Source organism: Streptomyces sp. RPT161 (assembly GCF_027533845.1).
Classification (GTDB): Bacteria; Actinomycetota; Actinomycetes; order Streptomycetales; family Streptomycetaceae; genus Streptantibioticus_A; species Streptantibioticus_A silvisoli_A.
The window spans coordinates 31,709-52,415 of sequence record NZ_JAPZVN010000002.1 but is presented as its reverse complement, the minus strand read 5'-3'; the positions used below and the strand labels follow the sequence as shown (position 1 = coordinate 52,415).

Below are 20,707 nucleotides of genomic sequence, written 5' to 3'. Positions count from 1 at the left end.
CAGCGGTACGGATGACGAGGACAAGAGGGGAGTTCGATGGCCGCAGCGGGTCCTAGTGGTCCGGTGATGAGCCGGGAGGAGGTGGACCGCGCGCTCGCGCGGCTCAGCTCGGAGTACGAGGCCATCGAGTCCTCGCTGCTCGCGCTCCAGGACCATGCGGGCCGCAGGCTGCTTGAGGGGGCCGAGCTGACCGGGGAGACGAAGGAACGGTGGGCCACGGCCGAACCCGCCATCCCGCTGCTGTGGGCGCACTTCGACGCGTACGGCACCGCGCTCGACACCGCCCGTGAGCTGCGCGGCAGACGCCGCTGGCCGTCCCCCGGCGATCTGGCCGAACTGACCGATCTGCTGCGCGGCTCCGGGGTCACGGTGTCCGGCGGCGCGCTGCCGGATCTGGCCCGCCCGCTGACCGGCCCGGCCCGGCTGAGCGAGCAGATCAGCCTGGAACAGCTCGTGGAGCGGATGAACGGCTGGTACCAGCAGGTCATCGAGGTGGTCTCGGCCTCGGACGCGGTCTGGTCGGCGCTGCCCGCCCGTATCGACCTGCTCTCCGCCGAGGCCCAGCGGGTACGGTCGCTGGCCCGCTCGGTCGGTGTGACGCCCGGCGAGCACCCGGCCGGGGACGACCTGGAGCGGCTGCTCACCGATCTGGCCGCGCTGCGCGCCGAGGTGGTGGCCGATCCGCTCGCCTTCTGGCTGCCGCCCAGGGGCCGTCCGGCCAACGGCCGCCCGGACACGAGCCGTTATGAACGTGCCGAGCGCGAGCTGGAGGACATCCGCCGCGAGGTCGAGGCGGTGCTGCACGTTCGGGACGACGCGGAGGACCGGCTGCTGCGGCTGCGGGACGTGCTCTCGCGCGCCGACCGTACCCTCGCCGAGGCGCGCGCCGCGCGTGGCGAGGTGCTGGCGAAGATCGCCGCGTCCGAGGTCCCGGCGGTCAACGGCCCGGCCGCCGCGCTGCGTGAGCAGTTGGCCGCCGCCGCCGAGCACCACCGGGCGGCCCGCTGGCATCTGCTGTCACCCCTGCTGGACGACCTGGAACAGCGGGCGGACGAAGAACTCGACCGGGCTCGCGCCTCGTTGACCGCGGTGACCGCGCCGCTGGCGGTCCGGGCCGAGCTGCGCGGCCGGTTGGACGCGTACAAGGCGAAGGCGGCGCGGCATCGAGTGGCGGAGGATCCGCTGCTCGTGGAGCGGTACGACCAGGCACGGCGGCTGCTGTGGAGCGCGCCGTGCGATCTGCGGGCGGCGGAGCACGCGGTGCGGCGCTACCAACAGGCGGTCACGGAAGTGCTGGTGCCCGGAGGACAAGGCGGTCCGGCGGACCGTGGAGGAGAGACCCGATGAAGTGTGGACGGCCGGGCTGCGCCGGGACGTTGGAGGACGTCGGCGGCGGCGAACTGTACTGCGACACCTGCGGACTGGCCCCGGCGGCCACCACGGGCAACGGCGGAACCGGAGGCTCCGCGCCCTCCGTGCCGTCCGCCCGGAGCAGTAGCGGAAGCGGTTCCTCAGCGTCCTCCTCGCGCACCTCGGGTTCCACCTCGTCGCGTTCCTCCCGGCGTTCGGTGTCCGGGCGGTTGTCCGGCGCCACCTCGGGGCGTTCGGTGTCGGTGCGCAGTTCGCGGTCCGGAAGCAGCGGTTCGGCGCGCGGCAAGCTGGGCGCGGGGCTGGTGTCGGTACCGACGATCCCGCGGCCCGACCCGCGTACCGCGGTGCTGACCAACCCGGAGGTTCCGGAGCGCAAGCGGTACTGCAGCAAGTGCGAGGCACAGGTGGGCCGTTCGCGCGGCGACCGGCCGGGCCGCACCGAGGGATTCTGCACCAAGTGCGGCAACCCGTACTCGTTCACCCCCAAGCTGCGCGCCGGTGATGTGGTGCACGGGCAGTACGAGGTGGTCGGCTGCCTCGCGCACGGCGGACTGGGCTGGATCTATCTGGCGGTCGACCGGGCGGTGAGCGACCGCTGGGTGGTGCTCAAGGGCCTGTTGGACACCGGGGACGAGGACGCGCTGGCGGCGGCGGTCTCCGAACGGCGGTTCCTGGCCGAGATCGAGCACCCCAACATCGTGCGCATCTACAACTTCGTGGAACACCTCGACCAGCGCACCGGCACCCTCGACGGCTACATCGTCATGGAGTACGTCGGCGGCAAGTCGCTGAAGGAGATCGCCAACGACCGCCGGACCGCGGACGGCCGACGTGAGCCGCTACCGGTGGAGCAGGCGATCGCCTACGGCATCGAGGCACTTGAGGCGCTCGGCCATCTGCACAGCCGCAACCTGCTGTACTGCGACTTCAAGGTGGACAACGCCATCCAGCAGGAGGACCGGCTCAAGCTGATCGACATGGGCGCGGTCCGCCGGATGGACGACGCGGACAGCCCGATCTACGGCACCATCGGCTACCAGGCGCCGGAGGTCGCCGAGGTCGGTCCGTCCGTCGCCTCCGACCTCTACACCGTCGCCCGTACCCTCGCCGTGCTCACCTTCGACTTCCAGGGCTACACCAACGTCTTCGCGGACAGCCTGCCCGATCCCGAGCACATCGAGGTCTTCTCCAAGTACGAGTCCTTCTACCGGTTGCTGGTACGCGCCACCGATCCCGATCCCGGGCGGCGGTTCGCCTCGGCGGACGAGATGGGCGAACAGCTCACCGGTGTGCTGCGGGAGGTCGTGGCGCTGCGCACGGGGCGGCCGCGCCCGGCGCTGTCCACCCTGTTCGGAACCGAACTACGGGTGGTGGACACCGAGTTGGTGGCGCCGCGCGAGGGCGAGGTGTCGACGCTGGGCGCGCGCACGCCGCCCGCCGCAGGGACCGGCCTGCTGCGGCTGCCCCGCCAGGTCCGCGGGGGTACGGCAGCGGCGGGCGGCGGGCAGCCGCTGGCGGTGCCGGGGCAGCGGGCGGCGGCTTCCCCGGGCGCTGCCTCCCTACCCGCCGGAACCGGCACCGCCGCACAGCCGGCCGGCCGACTGCCAGGTCCGGCCACGCCGGAGGCCTTCGGGCCCGACGGCCCGCACATGGTCAACGTGGGCGGCGGAAGCGTCACCTCCACCCCCGCCGTCACCGCGCCGCTGGACGGGCACGCCGCAGCCCTGGCGCTGCCGGTGCCGCTGGTGGATCCGGGCGACCCCAACGCCGGTTTCCTGGCCGGCCTGCTGGCGGCGGCGCCCGCCGAGCTGATCGCGGCACTGGCCGCGGCGCCCACCGACTCGGTGGAGAAGCGGCTGCGCGAACTGCGCGCCCGGCTGGAGATGGGCGACCGGGAGAACGCCGCCCGCGCCCTGACCGCGTTGGAGGAGCAGCACCCCGATGACTGGCGGGTGGTCTGGTACCGCGGGCTGTGGGCGCTCACCGAGAGCGACCACGAGACCGCGGCGCTCGCCTTCGACGCGATCTACGACGCGTTCCCCGGCGAGTGCGCGCCCAAGCTGGCGCTCGGCATCTGCGCCGAGGTGTTGGGCCAGTTGGACAACGCCGCCGAGTACTACGGGCTGGTGTGGTCCACCGACCAGGCTTACGTCAGCGCGGCGTTCGGCCTTGCCCGGGTGCGGCTGGCGTCCGGCGACCGGACCGCCGCGGTGCGCGCCCTGGAGTCGATCCCGGAGTCCTCGATCCACTACACCGCGGCCCAGGTGGCCGCCGTGCGCGCCCGGCTGCGCGCCCGTCCCGCCCAGGACCCGCTGTTCGACGACCTGACCGCGGCCTCCGGGCAGGTGGAGAAACTGGGCGCGTTGGGGCTGGACGCTGTCCGCCGCGAGGAGCTGGCAACCGAGGTGCTGGGCAGCGCCCTCGACTGGGTGTTGGCGGGCCGACACGGCACCCCGAGCGGTACGGTGCAGGTCGCCCTGCTGGGCAACGCCGTTGAGGAACGGGAGCTGCGCTTCGGACTTGAGCGCTCGTACCGCGTCCTGGCCCGGCTCGCCCAGCGCGGCGAGGAAAGGATCGAACTGGTGGAGCGGGCCAACCGCTTCCGCCCCCGGACGTGGGTGTAGCCAATGCCGCAACTGACCGTCTGCCCGTCCTGTGCCGAACGGCTTGAGCCCGAGGACAAGTTCTGCGGCAACTGCGGTACGAACCTCGCCGCCGCGGCGGTCGCCCGCAAGCCCTGGGAGCCGCCCTCCGACACCGACGGCGGCCTCGTCGCACCCCGCAGCGGGGAACCGGCCGCCGAGACGGCCACCCGCGGCCCGCACGGCCCGGCGACGGGGTACGGCCCGCCGCCACCCCGCCAGGAGTCGGACGCGGCGCCCGGTGACTACGGACTCGCGCCGCCCGAGCGGTCCGCGCCCGCCGCCGCCCCGGACCGGGCGCCGCGACCGGACCACTCGGCACCGGGCGTGGTGCCGCGGGCGGGAGCCACCGATCCGCGCGAGGTGCTGCTGGCCGACGGGGGATCCCCGGCACGGATGTGCGTGGCCTGCGGCACCGGCAGCGTTGACCCCGACGGCTACTGCGAGCACTGCGGGCACGCGCAGCCGCGCGAACGCGACCACATGGAGCAGGAGTTGCCCGGGGTCGCCGCGGTGACCGACCGCGGGCTGCGGCACCACCGCAACGAGGACGCCTTCGCGCTCTCCGCGGTCGCCCTGCCGGACGGCGGCTCCGCGGTGGTCGCGGTGGTCTGCGACGGGGTGTCGTCCGCGGCCCGCCCGGACGAGGCGTCGGCCGCCGCGGCCCGGGCGGCCAACGCCTCGCTGCGTGTCTCGCTGACGGGCGGTGCGGCGCCACGGGAGGCGATGCACGAGGCGCTGCTCACCGCGGCCGAGTCGGTCAACGCCCTCGCCGACGACCATGATCCGGACCCGGCGGCGAACGCCCCCGCGTGTACCTGCGTGAGCGCCGTCACCACCGGTGATCTGCTCACCGTCGGCTGGATCGGCGACAGCCGGGCGTACTGGATCCCGGACGACCGCACAGGCGAGCGGCCCGCCCGGCTCACCGAGGACGACTCCTGGGCGGCCCGGATGGTCGAGGCCGGTCTGATGTCCGAGGCCGAGGCGTACGCGGATGTCAGGGCGCACGCGATCACCGGCTGGCTCGGCGCGGACGCGGTGGAACTCGACCCGCACACCGCCTCGTTCCAGCCCGACCGGCCGGGCGTGGTGGTGGTGTGCACCGACGGGCTGTGGAACTACGCGGAGTCCGCCGCCGAGTTGGCCGCCGTCGTACCGGCCGACGCACGCGACCATCCGCTGCGCTGCGCGCAGACCCTGGTCGGGGTGGCGCTCGACGGCGGCGGCCACGACAACATCACGGTCGCGGTACTGCCGTTCCCCACGCCGCAACCCGGCTGACCGCGGGATGAGCCCCACTTCCGCACAACGCCGCACTCCGAGGCGCCACTTGCTGACAAAAAGGGTCAAGGAGCCCGTCGATGGCCAACTTTTCGAAGTCGCATGTCCCGCAGTTCACCGCCGAGGTCTACCAGAACGAATACCTGCCGGAAGGCGCCGGTGAGGTCAACGCGATCGTGACGGTGACGTCCACCGGCGGCGGCACCACCGGCGGCCGCCCTGGAGCCGGCGCTTCCAGCGCCGCCGTGGTGATCATGGTGGACTGCTCGGGGTCGATGGACTACCCGCCGACCAAGATGCGCAACGCCCGGGAGGCCACGGCCGCCGCGATCGACACGATCCGCGACGGTGTGGCGTTCGCGGTGGTCGCGGGCACCCACAAGGCCGAGGAGGTCTACCCCGGCAACGGGCGTACGGCGATCGCCGATCCGGCCACCCGCGAGCAGGCCAAGCAGGCGCTGCGCAAGCTCAAGCCCAGCGGCGGCACCGCGATCGGCACCTGGCTACGGCTCGCCGACCGGCTGCTCTCCTCGGCCGATGTGGCGATACGCCACGGCATCCTGCTGACCGACGGCCGCAACGAGCATGAGACGCCGGAGGAGTTGCGGGCCGCACTGGACGGCTGCGCCGGGCGCTTCACCTGTGACTGCCGTGGTGTCGGCACCGACTGGGAGGTCAAGGAGGTCACCGGGATCGCCTCGGCGCTGCTCGGCAGCGCCGACATCGTGGCCGATCCGTCCGGTCTCGAAGCGGACTTCCGGCAGATGATGGAGACCGCGATGGGCAAGGAGGTCGCGGACGTCAGCCTGCGCCTGTGGACTCCGCAGGGCACCCGGATCAAGTACGTGAAGCAGGTGGCGCCCACGGTGGAGGAGTTGACCGACCGCCGGGTCGAGGCGGGGCCGCGGGCCGGGGACTATCCGACCGGTTCCTGGGGGGACGAGTCGCGCGACTACCACGTCTGTGTGGAGGTGCCGGCCGCCGGGGTCGGCCAGGAGATGCTGGCGGCGCGGGTGTCCCTGGTCCTGCCGTCCGCGGACGGCGGCGCCCCGGAGGTGCTGAGCCAGGGCCTGGTGCGCGCGGTGTGGACCGACGACATGGCCGCCTCCACCAAGATCAACGCGCAGGTGGCGCACTACACCGGCCAGGCCGAACTGGCCCAGGTGATCCAACAGGGCCTGGAAGCACGCAAGGCGGGTGATCTCGACACGGCCACCTCCAAACTCGGGCGTGCGGTACAACTGGCCGCGGAATCCGGCAATGAGGACACCGCGAAGCTGCTGGCCAAGGTGGTGGACGTGGTCGACGTGGCGACGGGTACTGTGCGGCTGAAGCAGAAGGTCGCGGACGCCGACGAGATGACGTTGGAGACGCGTTCCACAAAGACCGTTCGAGTGAAGAAGTAGGCACCTGGGCACACTTGGGTGCGATGGGAGGGGGACTCGACCACATGCCGACCTGTCCTAACGGGCACCAGTCGCCGAGCGACGACTGGTGCGAGGTGTGCGGGCTGCGCATGTCCGCGCCTGCGGCCGGTCCCGGTGTGCCCACGCCCGTCCCCGCCGGCACCGCCCCGGCCGACCCGGACGCGACGATGGCCGCCGAGCACTGTCCGAGCTGCGGCACGCTGCGCGAGGGGCAGGCGGCGTTCTGCGAGGAGTGCCGTTACAACTTCCTCAGCCACACCGCCTCCTCGTTCCCGCCGCCGCCCCCGCCGTCGTACGTCCAGCCCAACTACCCGCCGCCGTACGAGCGGACCAGCTCCCGCCCCTCGCAGATGAACCGGCCAGCGGAACCGCTGTCGCCGCACGCCACGATCTCCGGCGAGGTCGAACAGGGCACTGACGACGGCGACTTCCTGCTGTCGCCACCGAGCGGTGGCAGTGGTTCCGCCGCCGCGGCGCCCGAACCGCCGGTGCGGCAGGAGCAGTCCGCGCTGCCGGGGCAAAAGGGCGTACCGGCGGATCCGACGACCGCCACCTGGACGGCGATCGTGGCCGCTGACCGCGAGTACTTCACGGCGATGATGGCGCGCAGCGAAGCCGACGGCACGGGGCTGTACTTCCCCACCTACTCGCCGGAGCAGTACGTTCCGCTGACCAGCTCCCAGGTCACCATAGGCCGCCGCAGGCACAGCACCGGCGAGGCGCCGGACATCGACCTGTCCCGTCCCCCGGAGGACCCCGGCGTCTCCCACAAGCACGCCGTACTGGTCCGCAAACCGGACGGCGGCTGGTCGGTTGTCGACCAGAACTCCACCAACGGCACCACGCTGAACGGCGGCGCCGACCCGATCACCCCGTACCAGCCGGTTGACCTGGCGGACGGCGACCGGGTGCACGTGGGAGCCTGGACGACGATCACGCTGCGCAGGGGGTGACACCTGAGGGGCCGCACCCCCGGCCCCTACCTCAGCGGCCAGATGTGCGGCCCGTCGGGGGCGTCAAGCCACGCCCACTGGCGCGAGCCGGAAACCGTCACCCCGAACCGCTCCCGCCGGGCGAACCGCTCCCGCCGCCAGAGGCGGTAGCTGTCCTCGACCACCGCCCACAGATCGCGCGGCCCGGCGACCAGCACGGTGCCGTCCCGCTGGGCGCGAACCGTGGAGCCGTCCGGTGCGGTGATCGCCGCGCCTCGACCGCCGAAGGCCCAGCTGATCTCCAACTCCCCCGCCGCCAGCGCCAGTACGAACCGGAACGCGTCGTCGTCCAGCACCGCGGGCGGCACATGGGTGGCGCGCGCCCGCTCGTCCCCCCGCACCGGCGCGGGCGCCGGGTGCGGCGGGGCGCCGGGGCCGCGCAGCGCGACGAAGTACGCGGGAGTGCTCAGGAAGCGCCCCTCGGCGTGCGTGGCGTCGGTGACCCGCAGCGCGGCCAGCCCGTCCGCGATCGGTGCCAGCACCATGCCGCCCGGTCGGCACTGCCGCAGCCAGGCCTCGGGCACCGAGGCCAGTTCGCAGGTTGCCATGATCCGGTCGAAAGGCGCCCGCTCGTGGCAGCCCAGCGCGCCGTCCCCGGTGAGCACCGTGACCCTGCCGCGTCCGCCAGGCCCCGGCGCGAATCCGACGGCGGCCAGGTGGTCGCGGGCGGCGTCGGTGATCTCCTCGTCGAGGTCGACGGTGGTGACGGCGGAGCCACCGAGACGGTGTGCGAGCAGCGCCGCGTTGTACCCGGTCCCGGTACCGATCTCCAGTACCGTCTGCCCCTCCCGCATCTCCAGTGCCTCCAGCATCGCGGCCATCAGCGACGGTTGGCTGCTGGAGGAGACCAGTGCGCCCTCGCGGACCCTGGTGACCAGCGGTATGTCCTCGTACGCCCCGGCGAGCCAGCGTGCCCTGCGGCGCGGATCGGGATCGTCCGCGGCCAGCCGGTCCCAGCCCCGCCCGCCGGGGTACGGGCGGTAGTAGTACGGCACGAAGACATGCCGCGGCACCCGCTCGAACGCGGCGCGCCATGCCGGGTCACGCAGCGTACCGGCGTCCATGATCCGCCGTACCAGCCGCGCCCGCAGCAGGTCGGCGGTACGCGCCCAACGGTCCGAGTCCACGCTTCCACTGTGGTACCGGTGGACCTACGACCCAAGTCGTCCGCCGCGCCATCTGCGACCATGGAGGGACGCCGCGATTCGGAAAGCGATGGCAAGGAAGGTTTCAGTGACCGAGATCCCGCGCGGAACGGTACAGCAACAGACGTTCTTCGAGGCCGTCGGCGGTGAGCCGACCTTCCGCCGCTTGGTGCACCGCTTCTACCAGGGGGTGGCGGAGGACCCGATCCTGCGCCCGATGTACCCCGAGGAGGACCTCGGCCCGGCGGAGGAGCGTCTCGCGCTGTTCCTCATGCAGTACTGGGGCGGCCCCCGCACCTACAGCGAGAACCGCGGCCACCCCCGGCTGCGGATGCGGCACGTCCCGTTCCAGGTCAATCGCGCCGCGCATGACGCCTGGCTCGCCCACATGCGGGCGGCCGTGGACGAGCTGGGGCTCGCCGCCGAGTATGAGCGCCAGCTGTGGGACTACCTGGTCTACGCCGCGGCGTCCATGATCAACACTCCCGGCTGACGCCGGAGTCTGGATCGCTTCTTTTTGGCTGGGGGCAGATGCCCCCACGGCCCCTGCGCCGGAGCCGCGAATTCCGCTAAACCGGGCTGACCGTCAGCCCCAGGCCGGAGGCGCGCCGGACCACGGCCGAGCCGTAGGCCGTACCGAGCCGCAGCCAAGGGCCGGAGGCGAAAAGCGCCGGGCCTTCGGCCGACGCACCTCCCGCGACGCCGGCGGAGACCCGTACCGGCCGCAGAAAGCCCAGCGCATGCGCGGCGTGCACCGCGCGCAGCGGCAACGCCGTATCCCCGAGGGGCCGGGCCCAGATCTCCGCGGCGAGCGCATCGAGCTCGCCGCGAGTCCGCTTGTCGGGCTCCAACGCCTCGGTGCGCGCCCGGAATTCGGCGATGACCCGGGCCGCGGCCTCCCGCAACTGCTCCGCGTCGAGTTCGGCGACCCGTCGCCAACCGCCGCGCGGCGGCAGCACACCGGCCCAGGACGGACCAGTCACTCCCGGCGGCACGGCGGCCACGGCGGCCGACTCGTCGATTCCGTCCAGCAGTTGGCCCGCCGAAACCGTCACGTCGAAGTCACACGGCTCGGCAAGCGCCCCGGTCCGCACCGCCAGCACACCGCCGAACGGCGGCTGGCCGAAGACCGCGAGCGCCAGGCCCGCCGCCTGGAGCCGCACCACCGCGGACTTGTCCCAGCGCACCAGCCGGACCAGGAAGGCGGCGAGGTCCGCCGCCTCCCCGGTGTCGGCCAGTCGCACATGGTTGGGCAGCGCCGTCATACCGCGACGGCCTCCTCCGTCCGCTCACCCTCACGGAAGGCCTCCAGGAACGCACGCTCCTCGGCCGTGACGCGGCGCGGCCGCCCCTCGGCGAGGTTGTACGGGACGACGACCGTCGTCGCCCGTACGTACACGTGGTTCTCGTCCTTGACCTCATACGAGTAGTGCACCGAGGCCGCGCTGATCTTCGTCACCCAGGTCTCCACGGTCACCGGCTCGTACCGGTGGACCAGCGGACGCAGGTAGTCGATCTCATGCCGGGCCACCACGGACCCCCCGGCGAAGGAGTCACTCCCCTCGCCGGGCGCCAGGCGGAACGTGAGATCGATCCGCGCCTCCTCCAAGTAGCGGATGAAGACCGCGTTGTTGACATGGCCGAAGGCGTCCATGTCCGACCAGCGCAGCGGGCAACGGTAGATGTGACGGGCCATCCCCTTTCTCCGCCCCTCAGCCCCGGGTGAGCTTCTTGTAGGTGGCACGGTGCGGACGCGCCGCCTCCGCGCCAAGCCGCTCGATCTTGTTCTTCTCGTACGACTCGAAGTTGCCCTCGAACCAGAACCACTTAGAGTTGCCCTCGTAGGCGAGGATGTGGGTGGCGATCCGGTCCAGGAACCAGCGGTCGTGGGAGACGACCACGGCGCAGCCGGGGAAGTCCAGCAGCGCGTTCTCCAGCGAGGAGAGCGTCTCGACGTCCAGGTCGTTGGTCGGCTCGTCAAGCAGCAGCAGGTTGCCGCCCTGCTTGAGGGTGAGCGCCAGGTTCAGCCGGTTGCGCTCACCGCCGGACAGCACGCCCGCGGGCTTCTGCTGGTCCGGGCCCTTGAAACCGAACGCCGACACGTAGGCGCGGGACGGCATCTCGACCTGGCCGACGTTGATGTAGTCCAGCTCGTCGGAGACGACGGCCCACAGCGTCTTCTTCGGGTCGATGTTGGCGCGGGTCTGGTCGACGTACGAGATCTTGACCGTCTCGCCGACCTTGATCTCGCCGGAGTCCGGGTTCTCCAGGCCCTGGATCATCTTGAACAGCGTGGTCTTGCCCGCGCCGTTCGGACCGATGACGCCGACGATGCCGTTGCGCGGCAGCGTGAACGACAGGTCGTCGATGAGCACCTTCTCACCGAACGCCTTGGAGAGGCTGTTCACCTCGACCACGACGTTGCCCAGCCGCGGGCCCGGCGGGATCTGGATCTCCTCGAAGTCCAGCTTCCGCATCTTGTCGGCCTCGGCGGCCATCTCCTCGTAACGGGCCAGTCGCGCCTTGGACTTGGCCTGCCGCCCCTTGGCGTTGGAGCGCACCCAGTCCAGCTCCTCCTTGAGGCGCTTCTGCCGCTTGGCGTCCTTCTGGCCCTCGACCTTGAGGCGGGACGCCTTCTTCTCCAGGTACGTGGAGTAGTTGCCCTCGTACGGGTGGGCGCGGCCGCGGTCGAGCTCAAGGATCCACTCGGCGACGTTGTCCAGGAAGTACCGGTCGTGGGTGACGGCGACGACGGTACCGGCGTACTTGGCCAGGTGCTGCTCCAGCCACTGCACGGACTCGGCGTCCAGGTGGTTGGTGGGCTCGTCGAGCAGCAGCAGGTCGGGCGCTTCGAGCAGCAGCTTGCAGAGCGCTACCCGGCGCTTCTCACCACCGGAGAGGTTGGTGACCGGCCAGTCGCCGGGCGGGCAGCCCAGGGCGTCCATGGCCTGTTCGAGCTGGGCGTCGAGGTCCCAGGCGTTCGAGTGGTCGAGCTGCTCCTGGAGCTTGCCCATCTCCTCCAGCAACTCGTCGGAGTAGTCGGTGGCCATCTGCTCGGCGATCTCGTTGAACCGGTCGAGCTTGGCCTTGGTCTCGGCCACGCCGTCCTGGACGTTCTCCAGCACGGTCTTGGTCTCGTCCAGCGGCGGCTCCTGGAGCAGCATGCCGACCGAGTAACCGGGCGAGAGGAAGGCATCACCGTTGGAGGGCTGCTCAAGACCGGCCATGATCTTGAGCACTGTCGACTTACCGGCTCCGTTCGGGCCCACGACGCCGATCTTCGCTCCGGGCAGGAAGCTCAGGGTCACATCGTCGAGGATCACCTTGTCGCCGTGCGCCTTACGCGCCTTGCGCATGGTGTAGATGTACTCAGCCAACTTAAAACCGTCCGGCAGATCTGGGAGTGGGCAGATACACCCCATCTTGCCGTACCGGCGGGGCGGGGCGAAAACCCGTTTCCCAGGGCCTGTCACGCGGGCCCCAAGGAGTGGCGCTGCGGGGCATGGGCATCATCGGCGGCCCTGGGTTGTCGTCGGCGTCCCTCGGACGGCTCACAGGCGGCCCGACGCCGAGAAGCTCGCCGGGGCCGGTCCCTGGCACCCCAGGGCCGCTGGCCTGCTACGGAACCGATCCGGGTGGTTGAGCGGCGGGGTCGCGGTTTGCGGGGCGGGCGACGAAGGCCCCGGCACACCTGGGGTGTGCCGGGGCCTTGGCCTGTCGGTCCGGATTACCGGTCAGTGATCACTGACCGGCCGGGGTCGACTTCCGCTTGCGGAGGAAGAAGACCGTGCCGCCGCCGATCACCACGAGGGCGACGGCCGCACCCGCGATGTACGGGGTGGCGTTGCTGCTACCGGTCTCGGCGAGGTTGCCGCCGCCGGTGCTGGCGCCGCCGGTCGAGGACGAGCTCGGGGCCGGGGACGGGGTGCCGCTACCGCCACCTGCGGTCTTGCAGTTGAGGATTCCGCTGAAGGTCTTCGAGAAGCCCTTCGGGCCGGTGATGGTGATCTTGTAGCTCTGGCCTTCCTTCACCGGCACGGTGATGGTCTGCTCCTTGCCCGCGGCCACGGTGTACTGCTTGCCCGCGAGCTGGAAGGTGAAGGCCTGGTCGCCCTTGTTGCTGGCGGTGACGTCCACGCCGCCCTTGGCGCAGTCGACCATGGCGGACAGCGCCGGGATCGCACCCTGCTTGGCCCAGGTGGCGCCGGCCTGCGCGCTGACCGTGCTGTCGCTGGAACCGGCCAGGATCTGCACCTGGCTCACCTTGTACTGGCCCACACCGGTGAACACCCGGCCGACCGGGACCTGGGTGGTCGCCTGCACCGTGAGCGAGGCGCTGCCGTCCGACGTACCGGCCGGAACGTTGAAGTACAGCTGGGAACCGTCGGTCGCGGTGGTGACCGGCTTGCCGTTCTTGTCGACCACCTTCACGCCGCTGGGCGCGCCCTGCGGGTTCAGGCTCACCTGCGCGGTCTTGGCGTCGGTGTGCACGGTGACCGGGCCGATGCGGCTGCCGGACTTACCGGAGACGGCGGGCGGCGTGAGGGACAGCGATGCCTGCGGCTCCGGGCTGCTCTGGGCGTTCTTGTAGAGGTAGTCGGCCAGCTTCTCGGCGTCGAGGTTGTTCGCGGTGACCGACGAGGAATCGGTGTTCATGTGGTCCGAGTACCGCCAGATGGCGACCTGGGTACCGGCGGCGGCGAGCTGCGGTGAAAGCGACTGGACGCCCGCCTCCTTCGCCAGCGCGTTGAGGTCGTTCACCTGCGGGTAGGAGTTCTGCAGGATCCACTTGATCTTGCCCGCGTCCGGGTTCTCACCGAGCGAGGAGGCGCTCCAGGCGACTTCCTGGTATTTGGCGCTGTCCTGCGTGGGGTTGTGGATGTCGATGCAGTACGTCTGGAGCGAGCCGCCACCGTCGACCGACATCTCGAACAGACCGGCACCGACCCGCTGGTCGTGGCCGTTCTCGTGAATGGTGGCCGAGTCGTAGGTCTTCAGATTGCCGAGCGTGGCGGTGGCACCTCCGGCAGCCGGGGCGGAACCGTCGGCGACCGCCGACCCGGCGCCGATGATCGAACCAGCGGCTACCAGGCCGGATGCCAGCACGGCGGCGGCAAGGCGGGCGGTACGCCGCCTCCCAACAGTGAACATGGATTTCCCCTCCGGGCGAGACAGAGGTGTTGACGGGGCCGTCTCGCCAGCCAGATCCGATCCCCCGTGGCTACCCGACGGATCCTAGGAAGCAACCGCACCAGCACCACCGCTAATCCCAGCCGATAACCGATCCGAATCTGAATCGTTATGCGAATCACGCATGACCCTGGAATTATCGATAAATCCGCCGGACAACTTCACCTCAGCTATTTACCGCGAATTACGGAGGATGGCTAACAAATTCCGCGTGACCACCTTCAATGCTTTATCTGCTGACGAACGGCGCGGAAGTGGATCTACGATGACGATCCGGACGCTCAGAACGGCGCCAACTCCAGCTGCGCGGCGTCGGTTTGCGACGCTTCCCCCGGCTGCGCCCCGCCCTTGGGTGTCTCGGCCCTTTCAGGATGGGCCTGTTCAGCTCCTGACTGCTGGGGCTCCGATCGCTTCGCTTCCGTCGGCTCGGGTTCCGTGGCCGGATCCGCTCCTCGTTCCGCTGACGGCTGGCGGGACTTGACCACGCGTCGGAACGCCGACGTGCCCCTGGAGAGGTCGTGGCCGACCGTCACCGCGTCGATGTCCGCCGACACATAGCTCTGCCCCCTGTCCTCCCGCTCCCGAACCCGTAGCCGCCCTTGGACGACCAGGGGTTCGCCGACTCCCACCGACGCCGCCACGTTCTCGCCCAACGACCGCCAGGCCCAGACCGTGTAGAAGTTGGTGTGCCCGTCGGTCCACCGCTCCCCCGCGCGGTCATAGCGCCGCTCCGTCGCCGCCAGCCGGAACCGCGTCACCGCCGCGCCCGTCGCCGTCATCTTCAACTCCGGCCGGGTGGCCGCGTTTCCGACCACCGTCACCAGCGTCTCGCCCATGCTCATGGCCGAATCCTCCCCGTTGTCCGCTTCCTCTTCCGAGTGGTTGGGAACAGCGTGCACCCGGCGGAAGGGGCCTGCGGTGAGCGAGCCGAAATCTGTGGAGTACCGGCTGATTGTGGATAACTCGCCCACCCGAACGGGTAGTCCACCGCCCCCGCCGAGCGGCCAGCACCCCGTTCCGCCAAGCGGCAAGCCCCCTCCCCCGCCAGGCGGAAACCCGGTCAGCGCCCCGCCACCACCCCGTACCGCTCCCGGACCTCGCGGTACCGCAGCAGTTCGGCGGACATCGCCTCCAGCACCAGCGCCTGGCCGCACTCGGCCGCCGCGGCCCGCAACCGCGCTTCCGTGCACCGCCCGAAGCGCCGGGCGGCTCCCCGTCCACCGACCCGGCACAGCCAAGCCAGTACCGGCCCGCCCAACGCGCCAACCGCCAGCGCCAGCAACGGGATCCACGGCGGAATGCCGGACGCCCATACCGCGCTCGCCACGAGCCCCAGCGTCCCGGCCACCGCCAGCACCAGTAGCGTCCGCTGTGCCATGGCGGCCATGGACCACCACCACGGACGCTCCAACTCCGCTTCCTCCGCCCGAGCCACCGCCTCGTCCAGCGCTTCGGGCAGGTCCCGGGCCCCCCGTTGCGCGGCATCGCACACCGCCAGCGCCCATGGCTCCGGCAGCCCGTCCGCCGCCGCGTCGGCCACCTCCCGTACCGCCTCCGCCACCACCGGGCGTGCCGCCAGCAGCGGCTCGTCCAGCGGGCCGGCGGTGTCGGCAACCGGGCCGCGGTGCCGTGCCAACAGCCGCGACCACGGCACTCCGCAGACCTTTGCCGCGGCCGTGTGCCACTCCTGTTCGGCAGCCTGCCCAAGCGCCGACGCGCCGACCGCGTCCGCCAGCCGGTCGGCGAACGCCTCCCACGCCACGTCCGTCAACCCCACGGCGCGGTCACCGACGTACACCGGCCGCAGCCGCGCCGCCGCACGGTCGACGTCCGCCGCCAACCGCCGGTTGGCGGCGCCGCGTTCGGCGACGAGCTGCCCGATCGCGGCCCGTACCTCCGCGATGCCCTCCCCGGTGAGCGCCGAGGCGGCCAGCACGACCGCGCCCGCCTCGCCGTGCTCGCCCACCGCGATGCCGTCCTCGTCCAGCAGCCTGCGCAGGTCGTCCAGCACCTGCTCGGCGGCGTACGCCGGGAGCCGGTCCACCTGGTTCAGCACCACAAGGGTGACGTCGGCGTGTCCGGCCATCGGCCGCAGATAGCGCTCGTGCAGCACGGCGTCCGCGTACTTCTCCGGGTCCAGCACCCACACCACCACGTCCACCAGCTCCAGCAGCCGGTCCACCTGGTGCCGGTGGCCGAACGCGGCCGAATCGTGATCAGGGAGGTCGAGAAGTACCAGGCCCTCCATGGCGTCGCTGCCCGCGCCGTCCATCCCCAGCCGGGTGTGCACTCCATCCAGCAGGCTGCGGCGCGCGAAGCGGGTTTCGTGCGGGATGCCCAGACGGTCGAGCAGCGGTTCTGCGCCGTGTGCGTCCCAAACATAGGCAAGGGGTGAAGCTGTGGTCGGCCGACGCACCCCGACCTCGGCCAGTTCCAGCCCGGTCAGGGCGTTGAACAGTGAGGACTTGCCGCTTCCGGTGGCTCCGGCGAGGGCTACGACGGTATGGCTGAGGGAGAGCCTGCGCCGCTCGGCCACCCGGTCGAGCAGCACCCCCGCGTCGGCCAGCGCCTCCGCCTCGACCCGGCTGCGGGACAGTCCCAGCAGCTCACCCAGCGCGTCGACCCGCTGCTGCAACAGGTCGCCGGAGTTCCCCACGGCCGCTCGCACAGTGCTCAACTCACCTTCCGCAGTACCGAGAACGTGGCGATCAGGGCGGACTGCTGCCGCGCCGACACCTCCAGGTCGTCGAGCGGAGCGAGCCGCCTTTCGCGTTCCGACCGCAGCAACCCGTCCACCATGGCGTCGAGTTCGTCCGCCGCGCGGTCGCGCAGCCGCAACGCGGCCAGTGCGCCCAGCCGTTCGGCAAGCCGCTCTCCGGCACTGCGGCCACGCCGTCCGCCCAGCAACGCCACACCGAGCAGCGCGGCGATGTCCTCGGGGTCGAACGGCGCCCGCTCGCCGTCCCGGGCGAACCGCGCCTCCTCGTACGCGAGATCGGTGAGCGCGGTGCACCACCGCTCCACCGCCCCGGAGATACGTTCCGCCAAGCCGTCCTCCCTGTCGTCACACGAGACGGGGTAGACCACCTCGGCCGGGTCCAGCCGCCACCGTCGCGCCGCGGCCTCGTCGGCCTGGTCAACCGCGGTACGCAGCAACGCGGCGCACCCGTCGGCCAACGCGTACCGCAACGCCTCGGGGCCGCAGGCCGGGTACCCGCGCCAGCGGGCGAGCGCCGCACCGCACAGCACATCGCCGCGCGCCACGGACTCGGTGACCCGTTCGGCGGCGCCGCGGTACGCCGCGGCCACATGGCCGGTGAGCCGTACGACGGCCGCGTGCTGCGCCGCCGACGCCCCGGCCAGCGCGGGCATCCGGCGGCGCAGCGAGTTCAGCACTCCCCTGGCGGTACGGCGGGCCGCCGCGTCACGGGCGAGGGAGTCCTCCGCGCAGTACCGCAGCCACTCCCGCAACCCGTGCACGGCGGTGCGCGGCAACAGCCCGCCGCCGTCGGCCGATTCGGGGAGTTCGGGGACCGTGAACCGGGGCACGTCGCCGAGTCCGGCCTTCGTCAGCAGCGCCGCGTAGTGCCGTGAGACCTCGTCCGCGATCTGGTGCGGCACCCGGTCGAGCACGGTGACCAGTGCCACGTCGTACTCCTTGGCGGAGCGCAGCAGGTGCCAGGGCAGCGCGTCCGCGTAGCGGGCGGCGGTGGTGACGAGGACCCAGATGTCGGCCGCGCAGATGAGTTGGCCGGCGAGTTCGCGGTTGCCGGTGACGAGGGAGTCGACGTCGGGCGCGTCGAGGAGCGCCAGCCCCGGCGGCAGTGCGTCGGCGGTCTCCAGCCGCAGGCACGGCTGCCCGGCGGCGCGCCGTCCCTCGCGGAGCGCCTCGCGGCGCCGGGGATCCGGCTCCCAACAGTCCTGCCGGGGCAGGCCCGCGACGCACTCCCGCGTGAATCCCGGCAGAATCCGCGGTTCGGCGAACCATTCGCGATCCCGGGGATGGCATACGAGTACCGGTGTGCGGGTAGTAGGCCGCAGCACCCCCGCCTCACTCACCCGCCGCCCCACCAGCGAATTGACCAGCGTTGACTTTCCGGCCCCGGTCGATCCCCCGATCACCGCGAGCAGCGGCGCCTGCGGCGCGCGCAACCGCGGCATCAGGTAGTCGTCCAGCTGCGCCAGCAGCTCCTGCCGGTCCCGCCGAGCCCGCGGCGCGCCCGGCAGCGGCAACGGAAATCGCGCGGCGTCGACGCGGTCGCGCATCACCGACAGCGCTTCGATCAGTCCAGGCCGTACGTCGAGGATCGCCACACGTGAAGAATGCCCAATTTTGTCCTCTTTTTGAAGCGTGTCTTGCCCCTGTCCGCCCCCTTCGACCCGCCCAGCCGAGCCCTGACACACCGGTGGCTCCTGGGGCGCCGGCATAACGAGTGCACAACACCCGCCACGGGAGACGTCAAAAACGCTGCGAAATTCGGACTAGCCTGCGATTATCAGATCGCTTCACTGAACCTACACAACGTGTCGTGGACGTGAAGCAACCGGCATGAGGTCCGCAGCCCTCTATCCTTGTCCCCGGCAAGGTCACGGAACCACCGAGCCCGCCAGTACCACGGCCCGCACGGTCGGAACCGCAGGCACACCGGGGACGGACACAGCCGCGGCCGCAGCCCGGCCCCCGTAGCTCAGCGGATAGAGCAGGCGCCTTCTAAGCGCTTGGCCGCAGGTTCGAGTCCTGCCGGGGGCACCGATCGGAGCATTGCGCGAAATCCCGACCCGGGGTCGGGAACGCGCCCGAGCTCCGGGAGCCGGAAGACCGGCTTCACACTGGTACGGCTTTCCACCCGGACCTCGTGGATCAGTACTTCGAGTAGTTGCTTGACGACGGCAGGTGGTCCACTGTCGATGGCTTCGCGGATCCCGGCTCTCAGCGCGGCGAGATCTTCCTCCCCGGGTGCGGTCAGATCCGCCAGGTCGAGCGACTCTTGGAGATCACGTTGACGGTCCCGTAGCTGCGCCGTCTTCTCGGCCAAAGACTGGACTCGGGGACCGCATACGCTCTGCGGAAGGTCACCGGCTTCGAAGGCGGTCAAGTACCGGTCGATGCCAGCCTCCGACGCGGCGATCTCTTTACTGACCGCTTCCAGCTCCTCTCTCACCAGATCCTGGCCGTCGGCGCGCCGCTTGGCCGCGGCTTGGACCGCCTGCGCAATGAGATCGGCATCTGCGTAAGCGGCAAGCAGCGCCTCAAGAACAGCGTCCTCCAGCTGGTCGGCCGGGAGCCGGTCTGCCCCGCAGTGTCCCTTGCCGTAACGGCTGAGCGTGAAACACGTGTAGTACCGGTATCGGTACTTGTTCCCGCTTGCCGAGGTGCCGATGTAGTTCTTCTCGCACTGGGTGCACTTCACCCGGCCCGCGAGCAGGTAGTCGCTGCTGTTTGAGGCCCGGCGAGAGTAGTCCTCCCCCCGCGCGGCGATGATCTGTTGTGCCTGCTCGAACAGCTCGGGGTCGATGAGCGATGAGTGAGGGTCGTCGCCCTTGTGCCACTGACCACGAAAGTAGACCTCACCCAGGTACGCCCGGTTACGCAGGACAACCATCACGCTCGCACCGCTCCACCGCTTTCCGCTCTTGGTGCGGTGTCCGCGGGCGTTGAGCTCCTTGGCCAAGGCGCGCGTGCCCATGCGGGCGTTGACGTAGAGGTCGAAGATCACCGGGATGAGCGGTGCCTCCCGCTCGACCGTCACGAGTTTCGCAGTCGCCGAGTCCAATTCATAGCCGTACGGGCGGTAGCCTCCGCACCACTCTCCTCGGGCCGCTTTGCGTTCCATGCCGTTAATGACGCGGTCGATGATGGTCTCCCGCTCGAACTGGGCGAAGACGCCCAGCATCTGCACCAGCATCCGCCCTACGGGGGTGGAGGTATCGAACGGTTCGGTGGCCGATCGAAAGGCGGTCTTGGTCTCATCCAACTGATCAAGGATCTCGACCAGTCCGCGAAGTGATCTCGACAGCCGGTCGACCCTGTAGACGAGAAGAACGTCGAAGTAGCCGGCACGCGCAGCGGTCAGAGCCCGTTGCAGTCCCGGTCGGTCCGTCGTCGCACCGGATGCCTCGTCGCGATAGGGCGCTCCGATCAGCTCCCAGCCGGGTTGGGAGTCGATGTAAGAGCGAAGTTTGAGTTCCTGCGCCTCCAGGCTGAAGGGCTGGTGCTCCTCATCGGTTGAGATGCGGATGTACATCGCCACCCGCAAAGGCATTCCGGCGCCTGTGCCACACGCACGATCCTCGGTCCGGTGGCGGCCCATCACAGCGCGAGCCCAACGAGCTTGACTGCTGGATGGGTTGTGGTGGCCAATAGTCGGCCGCGGCGATGGGCGCATCCTCGCATGGTTGGTCTGATCGGCAGCATGATGGTCTTCCTCTGACTGTCGGCGGACGCGGCGGCGGGACGGTCCCGCCGCCGCGTCGACGATGGACGCTCGAAGCCGAATAGGTGTCAAGTCGATGGCCGGGGCGCTACTGCGGCATCGGTTGGACTTTGTTCACCCGCCCTGGTCCGCTTTTCCCACCAGAGCGCCAACAGCGTGGCCAGCGCGCTGACCGCCTTCGCCTTCTGCTCTGGGGACAGCGGTACCGCTTCGACGCCACTG

14 protein-coding genes, 1 tRNA gene and 1 pseudogene are annotated in these 20,707 nt (G+C 70.9%); 7 read left to right on the top strand and 9 right to left on the bottom strand.

The window, feature by feature from the left end; all coding sequences use genetic code 11:
- The first annotated feature begins 36 nt into the window (after positions 1–36).
- The 5 genes from O5O46_RS04765 to O5O46_RS04745 all read left to right on the top strand — a co-directional run bounded on the left by O5O46_RS04765 (position 37) and on the right by O5O46_RS04745 (position 7,677).
- On the top strand, positions 37–1,347 hold the full coding sequence (locus O5O46_RS04765) for a hypothetical protein (RefSeq protein WP_269853970.1): 1,311 nt from the start codon (positions 37–39) through the stop codon (positions 1,345–1,347).
- Positions 1,344–3,995 carry a serine/threonine-protein kinase gene (locus O5O46_RS04760; RefSeq protein ID WP_269853969.1) on the top strand — a complete coding sequence of 884 codons (2,652 nt, stop codon included), beginning with the start codon at positions 1,344–1,346 and terminating at the stop codon, positions 3,993–3,995. Before O5O46_RS04765 ends, O5O46_RS04760 begins: the two co-directional genes overlap by 4 nt.
- A 3-nt stretch (positions 3,996–3,998) precedes the next feature.
- Positions 3,999–5,297: a protein phosphatase 2C domain-containing protein gene (locus O5O46_RS04755; protein WP_269853968.1), complete on the top strand. Its 1,299-nt coding sequence runs from the start codon at positions 3,999–4,001 to the stop codon at positions 5,295–5,297.
- Between the two features lie 80 nt (positions 5,298–5,377).
- Positions 5,378–6,703, top strand: coding sequence for a vWA domain-containing protein (locus O5O46_RS04750; RefSeq protein ID WP_269853967.1), 1,326 nt, complete (start codon positions 5,378–5,380; stop codon positions 6,701–6,703).
- Between the two features lie 44 nt (positions 6,704–6,747).
- Positions 6,748–7,677: an FHA domain-containing protein gene (locus O5O46_RS04745; protein WP_269853966.1), complete on the top strand. Its 930-nt coding sequence runs from the start codon at positions 6,748–6,750 to the stop codon at positions 7,675–7,677.
- A 26-nt stretch (positions 7,678–7,703) separates the two neighbouring features.
- Here the strand turns inward: O5O46_RS04745 and O5O46_RS04740 are convergent, their stop codons facing one another.
- Positions 7,704–8,843 carry a methyltransferase domain-containing protein gene (locus O5O46_RS04740; RefSeq protein WP_443072386.1) on the bottom strand — a complete coding sequence of 380 codons (1,140 nt, stop codon included), beginning with the start codon at positions 8,841–8,843 and terminating at the stop codon, positions 7,704–7,706.
- Positions 8,844–8,949: 106 nt separating this feature from the next.
- Between O5O46_RS04740 and O5O46_RS04735 the strand changes: the two genes are divergently transcribed.
- Entirely contained in the window at positions 8,950–9,354 is a 405-nt protein-coding gene (locus O5O46_RS04735) for a globin (protein WP_269853965.1), read from the top strand.
- 76 nt (positions 9,355–9,430) lie between these two features.
- On the opposite strand, the gene O5O46_RS04730 is transcribed toward O5O46_RS04735, so the two are convergent.
- The 7 genes from O5O46_RS04730 to O5O46_RS04700 form a co-directional block, all read right to left on the bottom strand.
- Positions 9,431–10,126: a hypothetical protein gene (locus tag O5O46_RS04730; RefSeq protein ID WP_269853964.1), complete on the bottom strand. Its 696-nt coding sequence runs from the start codon at positions 10,124–10,126 to the stop codon at positions 9,431–9,433.
- Entirely contained in the window at positions 10,123–10,557 is a 435-nt protein-coding gene (locus tag O5O46_RS04725) for an acyl-CoA thioesterase (protein WP_269853963.1), read from the bottom strand. Before O5O46_RS04725 ends, O5O46_RS04730 begins: the two co-directional genes overlap by 4 nt.
- A 16-nt stretch (positions 10,558–10,573) precedes the next feature.
- A complete protein-coding gene (gene ettA, locus O5O46_RS04720) occupies positions 10,574–12,238 on the bottom strand; it encodes an energy-dependent translational throttle protein EttA (protein WP_269853962.1) in 1,665 nt (554 codons plus the stop codon).
- A gap of 364 nt (positions 12,239–12,602) precedes the next feature.
- Positions 12,603–14,012 (bottom strand): Cys-Gln thioester bond-forming surface protein, encoded by a 1,410-nt coding sequence (locus O5O46_RS04715; RefSeq protein ID WP_269853961.1) that lies wholly within the window; start codon positions 14,010–14,012, stop codon positions 12,603–12,605.
- 320 nt (positions 14,013–14,332) lie between these two features.
- On the bottom strand, positions 14,333–14,893 hold the full coding sequence (locus O5O46_RS04710) for a single-stranded DNA-binding protein (protein ID WP_333482333.1): 561 nt from the start codon (positions 14,891–14,893) through the stop codon (positions 14,333–14,335).
- Positions 14,894–15,111: 218 nt separating this feature from the next.
- Positions 15,112–16,719, bottom strand: a complete 1,608-nt coding sequence (locus O5O46_RS04705) for a GTPase (RefSeq protein ID WP_269854558.1) — start codon at positions 16,717–16,719, stop codon at positions 15,112–15,114.
- A 5-nt stretch (positions 16,720–16,724) separates the two neighbouring features.
- Complete coding sequence (locus tag O5O46_RS04700) at positions 16,725–18,365, bottom strand: dynamin family protein (protein ID WP_269853960.1); 1,641 nt, start codon at positions 18,363–18,365, stop codon at positions 16,725–16,727.
- 363 nt (positions 18,366–18,728) lie between these two features.
- Between O5O46_RS04700 and O5O46_RS04695 the strand changes: the two genes are divergently transcribed.
- Positions 18,729–18,801, top strand: a tRNA-Arg gene (locus O5O46_RS04695).
- Positions 18,802–19,306: 505 nt separating this feature from the next.
- Here O5O46_RS04695 and O5O46_RS35435 read toward each other — a convergent pair.
- Positions 19,307–20,296, bottom strand: a pseudogene (locus O5O46_RS35435) (recombinase family protein); the annotation flags it as partial.
- Between the last annotated feature and the right edge of the window lie 411 nt (positions 20,297–20,707).